Genomic DNA, 17,785 nt, shown 5'->3' on the forward strand with positions numbered 1-17,785 from the left:
TTGAAACGATAGATGGAAGACATCATCCGGCTGATCCCGGTATCGCGGCACAGAGGAGGGGGTCCATGTTACGCACCGTATTGACCGCAGCGCTGGTAATAACGGCCGCTCCGGCCTTCGCCAATGATTCCGTCGCCGAACTCGGCACAGGCGGGCTGATCCTGTCGCGCAGCGACGCCGTCGCCATGCAGAGCGAGGATCTTTTCATCTCGCCGGAGAACGTGACGGTCGACTATGTCTTCCGCAACAACACCGACAAGGATGTCAGCTCCATAGTCGCGTTCCCGATGCCCGACATCGAGGGCGATCCGAACGAGATGCCGGCAATCCCGGAGGCTCAGAGCGATAATTTCCTCGGCTTCGAGGTGACGATCGACGGCGTTGATGCCAAACCGCAACTCGAGCAAAGGGCGTTTGCGCTGGGCATCGACATCACCGCCGATCTCAAGGCCCAGAACGTGCCGCTCTATCCATTCGGCGATACCGCCAAGGCGGCGCTGGCGAAGCTGCCCAAGGATGTCACCAAGGACTGGGAAGACCGCGGCATCATCATCGAGGATACCGCCGATGACGGCTCGGGCATGCAGACCGCCTATGTGCCCTTCTGGCAGCTGCGCTCGACCTACTGGTGGCGCTCGACCTTCCCGGCCAACAAGGAGGTCCATGTCTCGCATCGCTACAAGCCCAGCGTCGGCGGCACCTCCTCGGTCAGCTTCTTCTCCGAGGGCCAGTTCCAAGACCCGCAATACAGTGCCTACAAGACCCGCTACTGCATGGACGGCGCGTTCGAGAACGCGGTGCGCAAGGCGGCGAAGGAAAATCCCGACGGCTACCCGAAATATTACGAGAGCCGGATCGCCTACATCCTCACGACGGGGGGCAATTGGGCATCCGGTACCATCGGCAATTTCAAGCTGACCATCGACAAGGGCAGCCCCAAGAACCTCGTCTCCTTCTGCGGCGACAATGTCAAAAAGCTCGGGCCGACGACGTTCGAGATCACCGCGAAGGATTTCTATCCGGAGCACGACATCGACATCCTGCTGCTGGAGCCGTCGGACAATGACGGGAACGGCGGCTGATGGACATCGCGATCTATGTCGCCATCGCAGAAAACGGCGTGATCGGCCGCGAAGGCGGCCTGCCGTGGCGGCTTTCCACCGATCTCAAGCGCTTCAAGGCCGATACGATGGGCAAGCCGATCATCATGGGCCGCAAGACCTATGAAGGTATCGGCCGGCCGCTGCCTGGCCGGCTCAACATCGTGGTGACGCGCGACAAAGCCTGGCGCGCCGAAGGCATAGAAGTGGCCCACTCGCTGGATGACGCGATCGCGCTGGCCAAGGTGCGCGGCCGCTGCATGGCGGGGGCCGAGGAGATCTGCGTGGTCGGTGGCGGCGAGATCTATGCCCAGGCCTTGCCGCTTGCCGACCGGCTGCATGTGACGCATGTGCTGGCCAGCGTCGATGGCGATGCGCATTTCCCGCCGATCGACCCAGGCATCTGGCAAGTCGCCAGCGCCGAGGATTTTCCCGCCGGCGAGAAGGACAGCCACGCAACGCGCTACACCATCTACCAACGCCGTCGCGACGGTCATTGACGACGACAAACGGTCGCTACCGGCCCAAATCGGACTCCGGCGATGGCACATCGCGTTGAAAGCGGGCCAAGGCGTCCCTATAGAAGAACGGTGTTGCAGCGGCGCGTGTCCAACCGGACGCGCAAGAGGCCGCCGTAATACTTTGATTTTGGGGCATGATTCCTTTTCGAAAACCGATATGGATTTTCGTGGTCATGCGCTAGGATTGCGCCGCAAGGCCTGAGGGAACCGAAGCGAAAGGACATTCATGCCCTGGAACGACAAAAGCGGCGGCGGCGGCCCGTGGGGCGGCGGCGGCAATCAGGGGCCCTGGGGGCAGGGACCGAAGGGGCCGAGCGGTCCGCAGGGTTCGCCTCCCGATCTCGAGGACATCATCCGCCGCGGCCAGGACAGGCTGCGGCGCGCGCTTCCGGGCGGCGGCGGCGCCAGCCCGGCTGTGCTCGGGCTGATCGCGCTGGCCCTCATCGTGCTATGGGCGTTCAAGGCGATCTACACCGTGCAGCCCGACGAGGTTGCCGTCGAGCTGCGCTTCGGCCAGCCGAAGACCGAGCTTTCGCAGCCGGGCCTGCATTTCCACTGGTGGCCGGTCGAAACGGTCGAGACCGCCAAGATCTCCGAGCAGCTCGTCAGCATCGGCGGCGGCTCGAGCAGCGGCTCCGGGCTGATGCTGTCCGGCGACCAGAACATCGTCAATGTGCAGTTCTCGGTCGCCTATCAGGTCTCCGATCCCAAGGCCTATCTGTTCGATGTTTCCGATCCCGACGGCATGCTGACCCAGGTGGCCGAGAGCGCCATGCGCGAAGTCGTCGGCCGGCGTCCGGCGCAGGACATCTTCCGCGACGACCGCCAAGGCATCGCAACGGGGGTGCGCGAGATCATCCAGGGCACGCTCGATGGCTACAAGACCGGCCTCCAGGTCAATGCAGTCTCGATCGAGGACGCAGCACCTCCGCGCGAGGTGGCCGACGCATTCGACGAAGTGCAGCGCGCCGAGCAGGACGAGGACAAGTTCGTCGAGCAGGCCAACCAGTATTCCAATCAGAAGCTCGGCCAGGCGCGCGGCCAGGCGGCGCAGATCCGCGAGGACGCCGCAGCCTACAAGAACCGGGTCGTTCAGGAGGCGGAAGGCGAGGCGCAGCGCTTCATCTCCGTCTACAACGAATATGCCAAGGCGCCCGACGTCACGCGCAGGCGGCTTTATCTTGAAACCATGGAGAAGATACTGAAGGACTCGAACAAGGTCGTCGTCGAGCAGGGCAACGGTCAGGGCGTGCTGCCTTACCTGCCGCTGCCGGCGTTGCAGCCAAAGACGCCGCCGGCGCCCCTGGGCGCCACGACGGGAGGTAACCAGTGATGGCAAACCGTCTTCCCATCATTGCGGTCGTCGCGGCTGTCCTGTTGTTCCTGCTCTACTCCTCGATCTTCGTGGTCAATGCGGGCCAGCAGGCGATCGTTCTGAGATTTGGCGAGATCATCGACGTCAAGAGCGAGCCTGGGGTCTACTTCAAGGCGCCGTTCGCCTTCTTCGACGCCGACAGCGTGCAGATGGTCGAGAAGCGGGTGATGCGCTTCGACCTCGACAACATCCGCGTCCAGGTCTCGGGCGGCAAGTTCTACGAGGTCGATGCCTTCATCGCCTACCGCATCTCGGATCCGCGCACGTTCCGCGCGGCAGTATCCGGCCAGGTGGAATTGGCCGAGGCCCGCCTGAAGACGCGTCTCGACGCGGCGCTGCGCCGTGTCTACGGCCTTCGCGACTTCGAGGCTGCCCTTTCGGAAGAGCGCGGCAACATGATGCGGGAGGTGCGCGACCAGTTGCGTCCGGACGCGACCTCGCTCGGCCTCGACATTGAGGATGTGCGCATCCGCCGGACCGATCTGACTGCGGAGGTCTCGCAACAGACCTATGACCGTATGAAGGCCGAGCGCCTGGCCGAAGCCGAGCGTCTGAGGGCGCGCGGCAACGAGGCGGCGCAGCGCATCAGGGCGCGGGCCGACCGCGAGGTCGTGGAGATCGTCGCCGAGGCGCAGAAGGAATCGGAAATCCTGCGCGGCGAGGGCGAGGCGCAGCGCAGCGCGACCTTCGCGGACGCCTATAAGCGCGATCCGGCCTTCTTCGATTTCTATCGCTCGATGAACGCCTACGGCACGGCGCTGGACAACACCGGAACGACGATGGTGCTCTCGCCCCAATCCGAGTTCTTCCGCTATTTCCGCGATCCGGATAGCAAGCCCGGGCCGGCGCCTTCCGCGCCACCTGCGCCTGCGACGGGACCGGCCGCGCCTGCGACGGCACCGGCCGCGCCTGCGACGCAACCCGGCCCTGCCCAGTAACGGGCGGTGCAGGATTTTCTGGCCGCAATGGGCCTGGTCCTAGTGATCGAAGGGCTGGTCTATGGAGGGTTTCCGGCTTTGGCCCGGAAACTCGCCGCCGAGGTGCTGTCGATGCCGGAAAATATGCTGCGGATCGGCGGCCTGGCGGCGATCGCCATCGGTGTCGGCATCGTCTGGCTGGTCCGTGGCTAGTTGTTTGTTTTGCGTAGTTCCAGACGAAAAACCGCTGGAATTGCTTGAAGGGAAATTCCTTGGTGCCGAAGCGATTGACGATTTATCTTTCGCCGATAGCTATAGCCGCAAACGTGCCTTATTTCTTGCCAACATGAACAGGATGGGCGCCTTTGCGGATGCGCTTCTCCTTTTCAGAACCACCGGGAGGCCATGATGATATCCGAGACCCTGTTGCGCGCGGCGCGGCGCATGGCCTTCGCCGGCGCCACGGCATTCGTGGTCGGCATTGTCGCTGTCCCGTCCTTCGTCAGGCCGACGATTGCCGCCGACGGGCCGCCTTCGGTCGCCGATCTCGCCGAGCGCCTGCTCGGCGCGGTGGTCAACATCTCGACCTCGCAGACGGTGAAAGGCACGGAAGGGCCGGGCGCGGTGCCGATGCCGCAACTGCCCGAGGGCTCGCCGTTCCAGGACTTCTTCGACGATTTTTTCAAGAACCGTGGCGGCGACAAGGGCGGTGGCGGGCAGAAAGTGCAGTCCCTCGGCTCCGGCTTCGTCATCGACGCCGAGCAGGGCATCGTGGTGACCAACAACCACGTCATCGCCGACGCCGACGACATCGAGGTGAATTTCTCCGACGGCGTCACGCTGAAGGCGACGCTTGTCGGCACCGACACCAAGACCGATGTCGCGGTGCTGAAGGTCGACCCCAAGGGCCACAACCTGACGGCGGTGAAATTCGGCGATTCCACCAAGATGCGCGTCGGCGACTGGGTGATGGCGATCGGCAATCCGTTCGGCCTGGGCGGCACGGTGACGGTCGGCATCGTCTCGGCGCGTAACCGCGACATCAATTCGGGCCCCTATGACGACTTCATCCAGACCGACGCCGCCATCAACCGCGGCAATTCCGGCGGTCCGCTGTTCAACGCTGCCGGCGAGGTTATCGGCATCAACACCGCGATTATCTCGCCGTCGGGTGGCTCGATCGGCATCGGTTTCTCCATCCCATCGCAGCTTGCCGCGGGCGTCGTCGACCAGCTCCGCCAGTATGGTGAGACGCGGCGCGGATGGCTTGGCGTGCGCATCCAGCCGGTGACGGACGACATCGCCGAAAGCCTCGGCATGGCGACCGCCAAGGGCGCGCTGGTGGCCGGCGTCATCAAAGGCGGGCCGGTCGACAACGGTTCGGTGCAGGCCGGCGACGTCATCATCAAGTTCGATGGCAAGGATATCCACGAAATGCGCGACCTGCCGCGCGTCGTCGCCGAAAGCCCGGTCGGCAAGGCGGTCGACGTGGTCATCGTGCGCAAAGGCGTCGAGCAGACCGTCAAGGTGACGCTCGGACGGCTCGAGGACGGCGAAAAGCTGGCCAGCGGCGAGAACGGCAACACCGACCAGGACAAGGGCGACAAGGCGGCGCCTCCGGTATCGACGGCCTCCGTGCTCGGCATGACGGTCGGCGAGCTCAACGACCAGACACGGCAGAAATTCGGCATCGCGGCCGACGTGTCGGGCGTGGTCATCACCGATGTCGCCAAGGATTCGGCGGCGGCAGAGCGCGGTATCCAGCCCGGCGAGGTGATCACCGAGATCGCGCAGGAATCGGTTGGAACGCCGAAGGACGTGATGGACCGGATCGGCGCGCTGAAGGAGCAGGGCCGCAAGAACGCGCTCCTGATGCTGGCCTCGAAGACTGGCGAACTGCGCTTCGTGACGATCCGGATGGATTGAGTCCGGAAACGCGCCCAAACAACTGGACTTCAACGAAAAGGGCGGCTAGCGAGCCGCCCTTTTTCGTGCCTGCCAGTCCTGGCGCGACAGCCTGTAGAGGACATGCCGCTTGAGATGCGGGTGGCTGTCGGGGACAGCGGGATGATCGAAATCGGCGTCCGGATCGGCTTGCATGCCGAGCCGCTTCATGACCGCGATCGAACGGTGATTGCCGGCGACCGCGAACGATACGATTTCGTCGACGCCAAGCGTTTCGAAGCCGAAGGCGAGCCAGGCTTCCGATGCCTCGGTGACATAGCCCTTGCCCCAGAATTCCGGCGCCAGCCGCCAGCCGATCTCGATCGTGCCGGGCACCAGCACGTCGATGTCTTCCGTTCCGGACAGACCGACGAAGCCGATGCATTCGCCGGTTGCGGCAATCTCGGCCGCGGCGAAGCCGTAGCCGTCCTCATCGATCCAGGCGCGAACCTCGTCCATCTTGGCGTCCGCCGCGGCGCGGTCGCGGCGGAACGGGAAGAACTCCATCACGCGCTCGTCGGAGTTGATGCGGTGGAAAAGCGCGCGGTCGCGCTCCTCCCAGTTGCGCAGGATCAGGCGCTCGGTACGGATCGGCGTCATCGAAGACCTCAAAAGACGAACTCATCCCGGCGATAGCCCTGCAGATACAGCAGCGCGGTCAGGTCGCCGTGATCGATGCGGATGCGCGCCTGCTCCGCCACCGCAGGCTTGGCGTGGAGCGCAACGCCGGTGCCGGCAAGACGGATCATATCGAGATCGTTGGCGCCGTCCCCGACCGCGATGGCATCCTCCGTCGTCAGCCCGAGCCTCTTCGCGATGTCGAGCAGCGCTTCGGCCTTGGCCGCGCGGCCAAGGATGGGCTCGGCCACCATGCCGGTAAAGTTGCCGCCGTCTTCGATCAGGCGGTTGGCCCGGTTTTCCTGAAACCCCAGCTTGGCGGCGATGCGGCTGGTGAAGACGTCGAAGCCGCCCGAGACCAGCGCCGTCCAGGCGCCATGGGCGCGCATCGTTTGCACCAGGGCGCGACCGCCGGCGGCGAGCGTCAGCCGATTGGCGATGATGCGGTCGACCACGGCGGTGTCGAGACCGCTCAGCAGGGCAACGCGCTCGCGCAAGGCTGGCTCGAAGGCGATCTCGCCGTTCATCGAGCGTGCGGTGATCGCCGCCACATGATCCTTGACGCCGATCTCGTCGGCAAGCTCATCAATGCATTCCTGGTCGATCATGGTCGAATCCATATCGGCAAGCAGGATCTTCTTGCGCCTGCCTTCGGCGGGCTGGACGATGACGTCGATCGGTTCGGCGGTCAGCGCGGCGCGCAGGTTGGCGGTCATTTCGCCGATATCCGGCGTCTCCGGCAAAACAAGATCGCAGGCGACATCCTCGGCCAGCCAATGAACGGCGCTTGCGCCGGCGGCCCGCAAGGCCATATTCGCAAGCGAGGCCGGCACGGCGCGGGCTTCTGGACGGGACACTAAAGTGGCGATCAGCGGCATCGAAAATTCCGGCAGGCAGGCGGGCGAAGGCCGCATCAAGAACGCGATCCTGATAGCCGGGCCGACCGCCAGCGGCAAGTCGGCGCTGGCGCTCGATCTTGCCGAACGCAATGGCGGGGTCATCGTCAACACCGATTCCATGCAGGGCTATTCCGTGCTCGACGTCCTGACGGCGCGGCCGAGCGCCGCCGAGATGGCGCGCGCGCCGCATTTCCTTTACGGCCACGTGCATCCATCCACGGCCTATTCCACCGGCGCGTGGCTGCGCGACGTGACGAAGCTGATCGACGATGACGTCCTGTCGGGCCGTCCGGTCGTCTTCGTCGGCGGCACCGGGCTTTATTTCCGCGCGCTGGCCGAAGGCATTTCGGATATGCCCGACATTCCGGCGGCCGTCCGCGAGCGTTGGCGCTACGAGCTCAAGGAACAAGGGGCCGAAAGGCTGCATCGCCTGCTGATGCACGAGGACTCGGCTATGGCCATGCAGCTCAGGCCAACCGACGGCCAGCGTATCGTGCGGGCGCTTGAGGTGCTCGACGCTTCGGGTCGTTCGATCCTCGAATGGCAGGCGGCGCGCGGCCGGCCGCTGATCGATCGCGACAGCTCGCGCTTCTTGGTCATCGAGCCGGATCGGCAGCAACTGGTGCTACGCATTGAGGCGCGTTTCGACCAGATGCTCGACAAGGGCGCGCTCGACGAAGTGCGTCAACTCATTGCGCTCGACCTCGATCCCGACCTGCCGGCGATGAAGGCGATCGGCGTGCGCGAGCTGCAGGCGGCGACGGCCGGCCAGTCAAGTTTTCCCGAAGCCATCGAACGCGCCAAGATCGCGACCCGGCAATATGCCAAGCGCCAGTCGACATGGTTCAGGCACCAGCTGGGTTCGGAGTGGCGCAGGCTGCGGCCGGGCGACGAGTTGGCGGTCCTGGACTGACTAAAGCTTTTTCAATCAGCACCTTAAAATCGCCGGCTCCAATTCTCGCTAAAGTTGTTCGGATTAACGGTCCGTAAGGTCGGCCATGCCATAACCTTTGGGGCTACAGTGCCGCGGGGAGTTGATGCGTTTCCATAAGGCGGAATCCGCATTTTTCGTCTTTATTTTTGTGATCCTGGCCGCCGGCTTGGTGACCTTCCATGCCTATGGCCAATTGCAGGACATCGCCGCAGACCTCGATGCCGCATCGCGCGTCGACAAAATCGTCTATCTCAACAAATTGCTGTTCGTTACAGGCGCGTTGCTGGCGACCGCGCTGTTCTTCGGCAGCTTCTTCATCTACCCGCTGATCCGCGGCCAGGTGCGGGAAGAGGGCAAGCTCAGGGCCATGACGGTGTCGCTCAGCGCCCGTTCGCAGACGCTTGAGCAAGCGGCGCTCACCGACAGTCTCACCGGCATGCAGAACCGCCGCTATTTCGACGATGCGCTGCGCGAATATCTGCAGGAGTTTCGCCGCATCGACAGGCCGGTCGGGCTGATGATCCTCGACCTGGACCATTTCAAGCAGGTCAACGACACGCACGGTCACGATGTCGGCGACGAGGTGCTGAGGGCCGTCGCCACCTGCCTGAGAGGCATGACGCGCTACCACGATGTGGTGGCGCGGCTGGGCGGTGAGGAGTTTGCCGTCGTCACCCCCAACATGGATGTCGAACTGCTCGCCCGCTTCGCCGAGCGCATCCGCAAGGCGATCGCCAACCTGTCGGTCATGTCGGGCAATGTGCGTCTCAAGGTCACCACCAGCGTCGGCCTCGCCGTCTGGGACCACAAGGAGAGCGCGGAGGATTTCTATCGCCGTGCCGACCGCCAGCTCTATGAGGCGAAGAAGCAGGGCCGCAACCGCGTCTGCGCCTAAAATTCCGACATGAATTCATGAGGCCGGTCAACTGACGCGCCTTTCTCGACTTCCGGTGCTCACGGACTGAATGTCCGCTCCGCTCCGGCTTCTCGAAAGCCAGGTCATTCGATCCGGCCTGATGAATTCTTGTTCGGAATTTGGCGGTGCTTGCGAAGATTGGTCGTTCAATCGTTGAACTGGCGCATGCCGAAGGTCGAGGGCTTCAGGCCGTAGCGAGTGTCGAAGTCGTCGTCGGGCTGCACGCGCGGGGAGTTGGCCGGCTTCTTGTAGTCCGGATCGCCGGCCTGGCGGCTCGAGTCCACGGTCTCGGCGAAAGCCATGGACTGCTGCGGCTTCGGCACGTTACGCAGCCGCTCGACGATCATGGCCAGATCGACGTCGTTGCCGTCCACGGAGGGCTTGATCTGTTCGCCCTTCGCGGTGCCTGGGATGAACTCCTGCGGCAGCTTCTCGAATTTCAGCCGCATGGTCGTCGCCACGCCTTCGCCGAAAGCGATAGCTTCGCGCTGCCCCATGGAAGAAAGGAACGCCAGGGTCGAGGCGGAGGAGTCGGCGATCGCCGAGCGGATGATCGCCTGGTCCTGCTCGTTGGCGAGCCGCATGGCAAAAAAGGTCGAGCATTGCGACAGGATGGTCGGGTCGAGCTCGCCCGGGCGCTGGGTGACGACGCCCAGATAGCAGCCATATTTACGGCCTTCCTTGGCGATGCGCGACAGCGCGTGCCGGGTCGGCGCGAAGCCGAGACGCGGATCGGCCGGCATGTAGCGGTGGGCTTCTTCGCAAAGCAGGAGCAGCTTCAGCCGTCCCTCGCTCCACAAGGCCAGATCGAAGGCCAGGCGCGCCAGCACCGAGCAGACCGAGTTGACGACTTCCGACGGCATGCCCGCCATCTCGAAGCAGGTGACCGGGCGGCCATGGCTGGGGACGCGGAAAATGTCGCCGATCGTCTCGTGGATCGTGTCCTCGATCAGGCGCGAATTGAACATGAAGCGATAGCGCGGGTCTGCAGCGGCCGATTCGATGCGCGTCTTCAGCGATTTCAGGGTCGGGCGGTCGTTCTTGGCCTCAAGCATGCCCATCCGCTCGTCGATCTGCTTGATGAGATCGGCAATGCGGTAGGGCACCGGCGTGTCCGCCGTCAGCGCGTCGCTGCCGCGCCTGATATAGGTGCCGGAATTCGGGTTGCGGTAGAGGTTCTTGGCGGCCGGGATCAGGTCGCGCAGCACATCCACTTCCTCAGGCACCGTCTCGCGGCCGCGAAACAGCACTTCGGCGAACTCCTCTAGTCTGAACATCCAGAACGGCAGGTCGAGCGTCTTGGAATCGACCTTGACGCAATATTCTGGCAGCGAGGCGGCAAACTCGTTATGCGGGTCGAGAATGAGCACGCGCAGGTCGGGACGCGACGCGATCGTCTTGCGCAAGAGCAGCGAGACCGCCGTCGACTTGCCGACGCCGGTCGTGCCGACGATGGCGAAATGGCGCGCCAGCGTGTCGTCGATGGCGATGTTGGCATCGATCGACTCATCCTGCGACAGCGTGCCAATGGTCACCGAATGGCGCCCTGCCAGGTCGTAGACCGCCTGCAGGTCGCGGCTTCGGATGCGGTGGGCGATGGCGCCGATATGCGGATAGGTGGTGATGCCGCGGTCGAACACCGGCTTGGCGCCAGGCTCGGCGCCGTCGCGCACTTCGCCAACCAGCTCGACGCTGACCTCGATCAGATTCTGCCCATCGTGGTTCCAGGCGCGGTCCGACTTGCCGATGGCATAGACAAGGCCGACCGTTCGCGTCGAGCCGAGATTGATGGAGATCATCCTGCCGACGGTCCAGAGGCCGGTGACTGTGCCCTCGGCGTCTTCCGCATGGGCGCTGATGGTGGCGCGCGCGCCGTCGCATTGCACGACGTTGCCCAAAGTGCGCTTGTCGTTCTGTTGGATGTTGCGGCGTTCCTGCGAGGTCGGTTCCCCGACGGAGGCTTCGCGTTCAACAAACATCGGTGACCTGTCCCATTTCCCTGCAGCGGAACCCTATCCGATCGGGGTTAAAGTCAGGTGAGGTCGGATGGTGTAGGCGCCGTTAAGCCAGCCGCGACAATTCGATCGAACAGCCTCTTCCCAGTTTCCGAAATTCCGTTATATTGGACGTATGGATGATATATCGAACGCCATCACAGTCACTATCGGCAGACGCATACGCTCCGAAAGAACAGTGAGGGGCTGGTCTCTGGCCGGATTGGCTGAGCGCTCAGACGTCTCGAAGGCGATGCTTAGCGCGATCGAACGCGGCACGACCAGTCCGACCGCAGCACTCCTGGTGCGTATCGCGGCGGCCTTCGGCATGACGCTGTCGACGCTGATCGCACGAGCCGAGATGCAAGGCGGCGGCGTCTCGCGCAAGGACGAGCAGCCGGTCTGGCAGGATCCGGCAACCGGTTACATCCGGCGGCATTTGTCGCCGGCATCGCAGATGCCGCTGGAACTGGTCAGGGTCAGCCTACCGGCAGGCGCCAAGGTCAGTCTTCCGGCGTCATCCTACGCCTTCATCAAGCAGCAGATATGGCTGATCGACGGGAGGCTGGATTTCACCGAGGGCGATGTGGTGCACAGGCTCGATCCCGGCGACTGCCTGGCGCTGGGTGCCCCGTCGGATTGCGTCTTTCATGCTCCCGGACCGGATGCGGCGGAGTATCTCGTGGCATTGGTCAGGGACTGACCCCTATGTCTCGCCGGCCAAAACGCTCGCACAATGGCGGGCCGCCGCTCGACGACTATGAAGGCCCGCCCTGGGGGAAGGGCGACGCCTACATCTTCCTCGCCTGGCGCGCCGCCCACGGCAAGGCCTGGAAGGCTCCAAGCCACGCCGTCATGCTGATGCGGCTGGAAAGGGCCGAGCGGCTGGGACTGACCTATGAGGAATATACGCTAGAGATCCTCGAGCGCGGCCGCCATCTCAGCGACGACGACGCCGACCGTATCGCCGAAATCCGGCAGGCGCGCCGGCGCAGGCGGACCAGCCATTTCGAATGACCATGCCCCCGATGTTTCGTCACCTGGAGAGCACCAGCATGAACTCCCTTGAAATCCGGGCGTTGAGCGACAATGCGGCGACCATCGCCATGCTCGCCGATCTGCTGATCGAGACCGTCGCCGCCGGCGGGTCGGTGAGCTTCATGCATCCGTTATCGCCAGAGGCCGCGCGGGACTTCTGGCGCAAGTCGCTTGCCGCGGCCGCGCGCGACGAAAGGGCGGTGCTGGGCGCTTGGCGAGGCGATGCGCTTGCCGGCACCGTCACGCTGCTGCTCGACTTCCCGCCTAACCAGCCGCATCGCGCCGAGATCGCCAAGCTGATGACCGGCCGCGGCCACCGCGGCAAAGGCGTCGCGACCCGCCTGATGCGTGCCGTGGAGGAGCTCGCGGTCCAGAAAGGCCGCACGCTGCTGGTGCTGGACACGGCGAGCGAAGAGGGCGCGGCGGGCCTCTATGAGAAGCTCGGCTTCACCCTGACCGGCGAAATCCCCAATTTCGCGCTGAAACCGCACGGCGGTCTGACCGGCACGTTGATCTACTGGAAGTGGATAGGAGCAGAGGCCGACGAGCTATCCCGAAATCCTGGCGATGCGCGACAGGAGCCAGCGGCGGAAATCCTGCTCGGCGCCGGACAATCGCGACGATGACGGCCTTGTCAGGAAATGGCCCGATGGGCTCGAAAGCTCGAAATCCGAAAGCCTGACGAGAGCCCTTTCCTTGAGGGCCGTGTCGATGAGCGGGCGCGAGCCGAGCAGCGCTCCGGCGCCGGCCTTCGCGGCTTCCATGGCGGCCACGAAACTGTCGAAGCGGTGCGAGCGCCGGGGCTGTCCGGAAAATCCCGCGGCGGCAAACCATTCCGCCCACATCTCCCGAGCGCCCGCCACCAGCAGCAGCGGCAATGATGTCCAATCGATATCCTTGGCGAGCGGCGGAACCGCGACCGGGACAAGCCGCTCGATGGTCAGCCGGTCGGCCTCGCGCCCGGGAAAGGACCCGTGGCCGAACCGTATGTCGAGTGCCGAGCCCGGCTGGTCGTAGTCGGTCGGCCGGTGGATGGTCACCAGGTCGAGCCGGATCTGCGGCAGCGCGTTCGCCAGGTCGGGCAGGGCCGGGACCAGCACCAGAAGCGCAAACGAGATCGGAACCCGGATCGAGACGGTCTGCACGGCGCGCGGCTCGAACAGTTCGTTGGTGCTGTTGCCGATGGTCGCGAATGCCGACTGGATGTGGGGGAGATAGGCCGCGCCTTCCGGCGACAGAGCCACGCCGCGTGCCAGGCGCGCGAACAATCGCGTCCTGAGCCGCTCTTCCAGAAAGCGGATGTGCTGGCTCACCGCTGCCTGGGTGAGCCCGAGCTCGGCGGCCGCCGCGGTGAAGTTCGAGAGGCGGGCGGCCGCCTCGAAACTGCGCAGCCAATCGAGAGGAGGCATCGTATCGAGAGCTCTTCCAGCCATCAGAAATTTAGCGCCAATACCCATAAAACGATAATTTGAATTATGCCTCTGGTGAGGCCACCATGCAATCCGTGCTCGCGGTAATGATAGAGAATGGGAGCTTCCGGGATATGCTGACGACGGTAAGGCTGAGCGATGACGGACGAACGGTCCAACTTGGCTGGAAGGACGGAGCGGTGAGCCGCTTCCACGCCATGTGGCTGCGCGACAATGCGCTGGACGACAAGACGCGCAGCGCCGGCAACGGCCAGCGGCTGATCACCATCCTCGATATTCCTGCGGAAACGCGGATCGACAAGGCCTCGATCGAGGGCGGAGCGCTGGAGGTCAGGTTCGTGCCCGAGGACAAGACCGTCAGCTTCCCAGCCCAGTGGCTGTGGGCCAACGCCTATGATCGCGTCGAATCTCGGCAGCCCGGCTGGACGGGCGACGTCATTCAGCGCTGGACCAAGTCGACAATGCAGAATTCGGTGCCGCGCGCCAGCTACGCGGCGGCCTTGCATGACCGCGGCGTCCTGCGCGAATGGCTTTCGGCGGTGCGGGCCTATGGCTTTGCCATCATGGATGGCCTGCCCACAGAATCCGGCGCGCTGTGCAAGGTGGCCGACCTCTTCGGCTACATCCGGGAGACCAATTACGGGCGCTGGTTCGAAGTGCGCGCCGAGGTCAACCCGAACAATCTCGCCTACACCAATCTCGGCCTGCAGGCGCATACCGACAATCCCTATCGCGATCCGGTGCCGACGCTGCAGATCCTGGCGTGCATCGAGAACACGGTGGAAGGCGGCGAATCCAGCGTCGTCGATGGGTTCGCGGTGGCGGCGGCGCTTCAGGCGGAGAACCCGGACGGCTTCCGGCTGCTCTCTTCCTGTCCGGCGCGCTTCGAATATGCCGGCTCGTCGGGCGTGCGGCTGCAGTCGAAGCGGCCGATGATCGAGCTCGGGCCCGACGGCGAGTTGATCTGCATCCGCTTCAACAACCGCTCGCTGGCGCCGGCGGTCCACGTGCCCTTTGCCGAGATGGAGAAATACTACGCGGCCTATCGCCGTTTTGCCGAACTGATCGAGGATCCTTCCTTCGAGGTGACCTTCAAGCTTGAGGCGGGAGAATCTTTCATCGTCGACAACACCCGCGTCATGCACGCGCGCAAGGCGTTTTCCGGCAGCGGCAAGCGCTGGCTGCAGGGCTGCTACGCCGATAAGGACGGCCTGCTTTCGACGCTTGCCGCGCTCGAGCATGGTTTCAAGGAGGCGGCGGAATGAAACCGAACGAATTGGACGCAGGCAACATCGTCGAATTCATCGCCGATATCTTCGAGCGCCGCGGCGCCGAATCCTATCTCGGCGAGCCGGTCACCATGTCGGAGCATATGCTGCAGGGCGCGTGGCTGGCCGAGCAGGACGGCGCGCCGGAGGAACTGGTGGCGGCGGCGCTGCTGCACGACATCGGCCACTATACCAGCGAGTTCGGCACCTATTCGCCCGACGACGTCGAGGACAAGCATCATGACGAGGCGGGCGGCGAAGTGCTCGCGCCTTTCTTTCCGCCGGTCATCGTCGAATGCGTCAGGCTGCATGTCTCGGCCAAGCGCTATCTGTGCGCCACCGACCCGACCTATTTCGGCAAGCTGTCGCCGGCCTCGGTGCACACGCTGTCGCTGCAGGGCGGGCCGATGAGCGCGGAGGAAGTGGCCGAGTTTCGCAGCAACCCCTTCCACGACGAAGCGGTGCGGGTGCGCATCTGGGATGAGGGCGGCAAGGTCGCCAACATGAAGACACGCGCCTTTCGCGATTACGTGCCGCTGCTGGAGCGCGTGGTGAAGAAGTTCGCGGCGGAAAAGGCGGCATAGACGCAGAAGCCCGGCTGGCCGGGCTTCCGCCATACGCGAGAGCGCTGTGCGTCAGCTCTTGTGATAGACCTCCTGCAGCCCATAGACCGGAGTCGGCAGGCCGACCTGCCTTGCCTTCAGCTGCAGCGACAGGTACTGCGAATAGTGCCGTGACTGATGCAGGTTGCCGCCGTGGAACCACAGCGCTTGCTGCTGCGTCGGCTTCCACATGTTGCGCTGCTCGCCTTCCCATGGACCCGGATCCTTGGTGGTGGCGGAGCCCAGGCCCCAGACCTTGCCCACCTTGTCGGCGACTTCCTGCGAGATCAGGTCCGCGGCCCAACCGTTCATCGAGCCGTAGCCGGTGGCGTAGATCACCAGATCTGCCGGCAACTCGGTACCGTCGACGAATTTGACGCCGGTTTCGGTGAGTTCCTGCACCGCAGCACCCGGTCCGCTCTTCAGCTTGATCGAGCCGTCGATGACGAGGTCGCAGGCGCCGACATCGATATAGTAGCCGGAGCCGCGGCGCAGGTATTTCATGAACAGGCCGGAGCCGTCATCGCCCCAGTCGAGCATGAAGCCGGCCTTTTCCAGGTCGTCGTAGAATTTCGCGTCGCGCTCCTTCATCTGCTGGTAGAGCGGAATCTGGAACTCGTGCAGGATGCGGTAGGGGAGCGAAGCGAAGATCATGTCCGCCTTGCGTGTCGTCATGCCGTTCTCAACCGCCTGCTCGGAGTAGAGCGCGCCAAGCCCGATATCCATCAGCGTGTCCGACTTGACGATATGGGTCGACGAGCGCTGCACCATGGTCACGTGGGCGCCGCCTTCCCACAGCGCCGCGCAGATGTCGTGCGCCGAGTTGTTGGAGCCGATGACCACCACTTTCTTGCCGCGGTATTTGTCCGGACCGGGATGGGTCGAGGAGTGCTGCTGCTCGCCCTTGAATATGTCCTGGCCCTTGTATTTCGGCCAGTTCGCCTTGCCGGACATGCCGGTCGCCAGCACCAGTTGCTTGGGCTTCAGCACGATTTCCTTGCCATCGCGCTCGACGACGACGGTCCATTCCTTGGCCTTCTCGTCGTATTTGGCGGATTTCGCGGTGGTGGAGGACCAATAGTTCAGCTCCATCACCTTGGTGTACATCTCCAGCCAGTCGCCGATCTTGTCCTTCGGCGCGAAGACCGGCCAGTTCTTCGGGAAGTCGATATAGGGCAGGTGATCGTACCAGACCGGGTCGTGCAGGCAGAGCGACTTGTAGCGCTTGCGCCAGGAGTCGCCCGGACGCTCGTTCTTCTCGACGATGATGGTCGGCACGCCGAGCTGCTTCAGCCGGGCGCCGAGCGCGATACCGCCCTGGCCGCCGCCGATGATGACGACATAGGGCTGCCTGGTGTGGCCGAGCTCTGCAATCTCGTCGTCGCGCTCCTCGCGCCACGTCTTGCGGTCCTTGCCGTGTCCATGCTTGGCGCCGAGGGGACGGGTGAAGCCCGCTTTCTCCTCATGGCCCTTCAACTCCGCCATGGTGGTGAGCAGGGTCCAGATCAGGTCGCCCTTGAACCGAACAAGGCCAAAGCCGCGCGCCACATTCGTCTCGAAGGTGATCCAGGCGGTGATGACGCCGCCGTCCTCGCTCGCTTCCTCGCCCCTGGCCATCGCCCAGCCCGTCGGCTTGGTGCTGGCCAGCGTCGCCTGCAGCATGTCGCGGATCTGGTCCTGGCCCTCCATCGTCTTCAGGTTCCAGGTGAAGGTGACGAGGTCGCGCCAGTAGCAGTCGGCCTGGAAGCAGTTGACGGCGCTGTCGATATCGCCGGCTTCCAGTGCCTTGCCGAACTTGTCGAGCAGGGCCTGCGCCTTGGTGGTGGGTGTTCTCTCGAGCATTTGTTCTCCTCCACTTGCTAGAGTGCGGCATGAGCAGCAAGCGGCGTGCCAACCGTTGCGCTCATAAGGGGTTACAATGAAATCAATCTGTTAAGACGATACAGGCTTCCGTCGGACGTGCCGGGTCGAGCCGATGCGTATCGATGCAACGCAGCCAGGATTGAACCACGATATCGTCGCGGGCCGAGCGCACGCCGGTCAGCACCTGTTCGATTTCGCGGATATGCTCCCGCTCGCCAGCCATGCGTCCTCCTCGCACGTCCTTTGCCAGCGCATAGTGGTGCGTCGGAGAGGCGCGCTCAACTGTACTATGGTAGCTGTACCATGGGAGCGGGCAGGCGCCCGTTCTCGCGGACGGGTGAATTCGCACGGGACCCCATTGACGAG

19 protein-coding genes are annotated in these 17,785 nt (G+C 64.1%); 13 read left to right on the plus strand and 6 right to left on the minus strand.

From position 1 onward, the window contains the following. Window positions 1–65 precede the first annotated feature (65 nt). From FJW06_RS24165 to FJW06_RS24190, 6 genes are all read left to right on the plus strand, one after another. A complete protein-coding gene (locus tag FJW06_RS24165) occupies window positions 66–1,082 on the plus strand; it encodes a DUF4424 domain-containing protein (protein WP_140755227.1) in 1,017 nt (338 codons plus the stop codon). Further along, window positions 1,082–1,600 (plus strand): dihydrofolate reductase, encoded by a 519-nt coding sequence (locus FJW06_RS24170; protein ID WP_140755229.1) that lies wholly within the window; start codon window positions 1,082–1,084, stop codon window positions 1,598–1,600. The genes FJW06_RS24165 and FJW06_RS24170 overlap by 1 nt, the downstream gene beginning before the upstream one ends. 247 nt (window positions 1,601–1,847) lie before the next feature. Continuing rightward, a complete protein-coding gene (hflK, locus tag FJW06_RS24175) occupies window positions 1,848–2,954 on the plus strand; it encodes an FtsH protease activity modulator HflK (protein WP_140755231.1) in 1,107 nt (368 codons plus the stop codon). Further along, the gene (locus FJW06_RS24180; RefSeq protein WP_140755233.1) at window positions 2,954–3,934 is read left to right on the plus strand and encodes a protease modulator HflC; all 981 of its coding nucleotides are present in this window, start codon (window positions 2,954–2,956) and stop codon (window positions 3,932–3,934) included. Before hflK ends, FJW06_RS24180 begins: the two co-directional genes overlap by 1 nt. A gap of 6 nt (window positions 3,935–3,940) precedes the next feature. Continuing rightward, window positions 3,941–4,126, plus strand: coding sequence for a DUF2065 domain-containing protein (locus FJW06_RS24185; protein WP_140755235.1), 186 nt, complete (start codon window positions 3,941–3,943; stop codon window positions 4,124–4,126). A gap of 195 nt (window positions 4,127–4,321) precedes the next feature. Continuing rightward, window positions 4,322–5,839, plus strand: a complete 1,518-nt coding sequence (locus FJW06_RS24190; RefSeq protein WP_140755237.1) for a DegQ family serine endoprotease — start codon at window positions 4,322–4,324, stop codon at window positions 5,837–5,839. A gap of 45 nt (window positions 5,840–5,884) precedes the next feature. Here FJW06_RS24190 and FJW06_RS24195 read toward each other — a convergent pair whose 3' ends face one another. Next, on the minus strand, window positions 5,885–6,457 hold the full coding sequence (locus FJW06_RS24195) for a GNAT family N-acetyltransferase (RefSeq protein ID WP_140755239.1): 573 nt from the start codon (window positions 6,455–6,457) through the stop codon (window positions 5,885–5,887). 8 nt (window positions 6,458–6,465) lie between these two features. Beyond that, window positions 6,466–7,353: a phosphoserine phosphatase SerB gene (gene serB, locus FJW06_RS24200; RefSeq protein WP_140755241.1), complete on the minus strand. Its 888-nt coding sequence runs from the start codon at window positions 7,351–7,353 to the stop codon at window positions 6,466–6,468. On the opposite strand from serB, the gene miaA reads away from it, so the two are divergent. Together miaA and FJW06_RS24210 are read left to right on the plus strand one after the other, a co-directional pair. Further along, window positions 7,343–8,287 carry a tRNA (adenosine(37)-N6)-dimethylallyltransferase MiaA gene (gene miaA / locus FJW06_RS24205; protein WP_140755344.1) on the plus strand — a complete coding sequence of 315 codons (945 nt, stop codon included), beginning with the start codon at window positions 7,343–7,345 and terminating at the stop codon, window positions 8,285–8,287. The two genes, serB and miaA, sit on opposite strands and share 11 nt — an antisense overlap. A gap of 124 nt (window positions 8,288–8,411) precedes the next feature. Further along, the gene (locus FJW06_RS24210) at window positions 8,412–9,203 is read left to right on the plus strand and encodes a GGDEF domain-containing protein (RefSeq protein WP_140755243.1); all 792 of its coding nucleotides are present in this window, start codon (window positions 8,412–8,414) and stop codon (window positions 9,201–9,203) included. 167 nt (window positions 9,204–9,370) lie between these two features. Here FJW06_RS24210 and FJW06_RS24215 read toward each other — a convergent pair whose 3' ends face one another. Then, the gene (locus FJW06_RS24215; protein ID WP_140755245.1) at window positions 9,371–11,203 is read right to left on the minus strand and encodes an ATP-binding protein; all 1,833 of its coding nucleotides are present in this window, start codon (window positions 11,201–11,203) and stop codon (window positions 9,371–9,373) included. A gap of 151 nt (window positions 11,204–11,354) precedes the next feature. Here FJW06_RS24215 and FJW06_RS24220 point away from each other — a divergent pair, with 151 nt between their 5' ends. From FJW06_RS24220 to FJW06_RS24230, 3 genes are read left to right on the plus strand one after another with little or no spacing between them, the layout of a single operon-like run. Further along, window positions 11,355–11,921 carry an XRE family transcriptional regulator gene (locus FJW06_RS24220; protein ID WP_140755247.1) on the plus strand — a complete coding sequence of 189 codons (567 nt, stop codon included), beginning with the start codon at window positions 11,355–11,357 and terminating at the stop codon, window positions 11,919–11,921. A gap of 5 nt (window positions 11,922–11,926) precedes the next feature. Then, entirely contained in the window at window positions 11,927–12,235 is a 309-nt protein-coding gene (locus FJW06_RS24225; protein ID WP_140755249.1) for a hypothetical protein, read from the plus strand. 38 nt (window positions 12,236–12,273) lie between these two features. Then, a complete protein-coding gene (locus FJW06_RS24230; RefSeq protein ID WP_140755251.1) occupies window positions 12,274–12,882 on the plus strand; it encodes a GNAT family N-acetyltransferase in 609 nt (202 codons plus the stop codon). On the opposite strand, the gene FJW06_RS24235 is transcribed toward FJW06_RS24230, so the two are convergent. Continuing rightward, window positions 12,805–13,665 carry a LysR family transcriptional regulator gene (locus FJW06_RS24235; protein ID WP_140755346.1) on the minus strand — a complete coding sequence of 287 codons (861 nt, stop codon included), beginning with the start codon at window positions 13,663–13,665 and terminating at the stop codon, window positions 12,805–12,807. The two genes, FJW06_RS24230 and FJW06_RS24235, sit on opposite strands and share 78 nt — an antisense overlap. Window positions 13,666–13,799: 134 nt before the next feature. Here FJW06_RS24235 and FJW06_RS24240 point away from each other — a divergent pair, with 134 nt between their 5' ends. Together FJW06_RS24240 and FJW06_RS24245 are read left to right on the plus strand one after the other, a co-directional pair. Further along, complete coding sequence (locus FJW06_RS24240) at window positions 13,800–14,951, plus strand: gamma-butyrobetaine dioxygenase (protein ID WP_140755253.1); 1,152 nt, start codon at window positions 13,800–13,802, stop codon at window positions 14,949–14,951. After that, window positions 14,948–15,538 (plus strand): HD domain-containing protein, encoded by a 591-nt coding sequence (locus FJW06_RS24245; protein ID WP_140755255.1) that lies wholly within the window; start codon window positions 14,948–14,950, stop codon window positions 15,536–15,538. The genes FJW06_RS24240 and FJW06_RS24245 overlap by 4 nt, the downstream gene beginning before the upstream one ends. Window positions 15,539–15,589: 51 nt before the next feature. Here FJW06_RS24245 and FJW06_RS24250 read toward each other — a convergent pair whose 3' ends face one another. Further along, on the minus strand, window positions 15,590–17,398 hold the full coding sequence (locus FJW06_RS24250; protein WP_140755257.1) for an NAD(P)/FAD-dependent oxidoreductase: 1,809 nt from the start codon (window positions 17,396–17,398) through the stop codon (window positions 15,590–15,592). An 82-nt stretch (window positions 17,399–17,480) separates the two neighbouring features. Continuing rightward, window positions 17,481–17,642, minus strand: coding sequence for a hypothetical protein (locus tag FJW06_RS30260; RefSeq protein ID WP_181178536.1), 162 nt, complete (start codon window positions 17,640–17,642; stop codon window positions 17,481–17,483). Window positions 17,643–17,785: the final 143 nt, after the last annotated feature.

The organism is Mesorhizobium sp. B4-1-3, from assembly GCF_006439355.1.
GTDB lineage: Bacteria > Pseudomonadota > Alphaproteobacteria > Rhizobiales > Rhizobiaceae > Mesorhizobium.